This is a genomic window from Actinoplanes sp. NPDC051343 (assembly GCF_044455125.1).
Taxonomy (GTDB): Bacteria; Actinomycetota; Actinomycetes; order Mycobacteriales; family Micromonosporaceae; genus Actinoplanes.
In genome coordinates, this window is the sequence record NZ_JBITEL010000059.1 from 1 (window position 1) to 1,139 (window position 1,139).

The window sequence follows — 1,139 nt, forward strand, 5'->3', positions numbered from 1 at the left end:
CTAGTGTGGTGCGCCGTAAATTCGTTGGCAAAACCGTGCGAGTGATTCGAGGATCTCTTCGGCAGTCTTGGTCCAGATGAATGGGCGTGGGCTGCTGTTCCAGTCGGCGATCCAGGCGCGGATGTCGGCTTCCAGGGCTTGCACCGATTTGTGGGCGCCGCGGCGGATCTTCTGGTCGGTGAGGAACCCGAACCAGCGTTCGACCTGGTTGATCCAGGATGAGCCGGTCGGGGTGAAGTGCACGTGGAAACGGGGGTGGCGGGCCAGCCAGGCCCGCACCGCCGGGGTCTTGTGGGTACCGTAGTTGTCGCAGATCAGGTGCACCTCGAGCTCGGCTGGCACGGTTTTGTCGATGGCGGCCAGGAACTTTTTGAACTCGATCGCGCGGTGCTGGCGATGCAGTTCGCTGATCACGGTGCCGTCGGCGATGTTGAACGCGGCGAACAAGCTGGTGATGCCGTTGCGGACGTAGTCATGGGTACGCCGTTCCGGCATGCCGGGCATCATCGGGAGCACCGGCTGGGATCGGTCCAGTGCCTGCACCTGGCTTTTCTCGTCCACGCACAGCACCACCGCCCGTTCCGGCGGATGGTGATACAGCCCGATGACGTCGACGACTTTCTCCACGAACAACGGATCGGTCGACAGTTTGAACGTCTCCGCGCGGTGCGGTTTGAGGCCGAAGTCGCGCCAGATCCGCCCGATCGTCGACTTCGACAGCCCTGATCTCTCGGCCATGGACGTGCGTGACCAGTGAGTGGCGTTACGCGGAGTCTGCTCAAGGGTCGACACGACTACGTCCTCCACCCGGTCCAAGGCGATCGAGGGCGGCCGGCCGGGCCGGTCCTCGTCGAGCAGGCCCTCGAGACGCTCGGTCAGGAACCGGGACCGCCACTTGCCGACGGTCATCCGGTTCACTCCGACCCGCTCAGCAACCTCCACATTCGACATCCCGCCGGCGCAAGCCAGGATGATCCGGCACCGCATCGCCAGAGCCTGAGCCGACTTCGCCCGCCGAGACCATCGCTGCAGCGTCATACGTTCCTCGTCGCTGAGCACCAACTCGGCCCGCGGCCGGCCACGACCAGACATGACCACAGCCTACATTTAGATTAGGGACTTCCGGCGCACCACACTAG

Annotated in this window: 1 protein-coding gene; it reads right to left on the reverse strand. The window is 64.1% G+C overall.

Annotated features, from left to right (window positions below; translation table 11 throughout):
• On the reverse strand, positions 1-1,092 hold the full coding sequence (locus ACIA5C_RS48645; protein WP_396068211.1) for an IS630 family transposase: 1,092 nt from the start codon (positions 1,090-1,092) through the stop codon (positions 1-3).
• Between the last annotated feature and the right edge of the window lie 47 nt (positions 1,093-1,139).

Bases quoted from the DNA above. Each gene is read 5' to 3' on its own strand.
- ACIA5C_RS48645 (WP_396068211.1), bottom strand. From the start codon at position 1,092: ATGTCTGGTCGTGGCCGGCCGCGGGCCGAGTTGGTGCTCAGCGACGAG.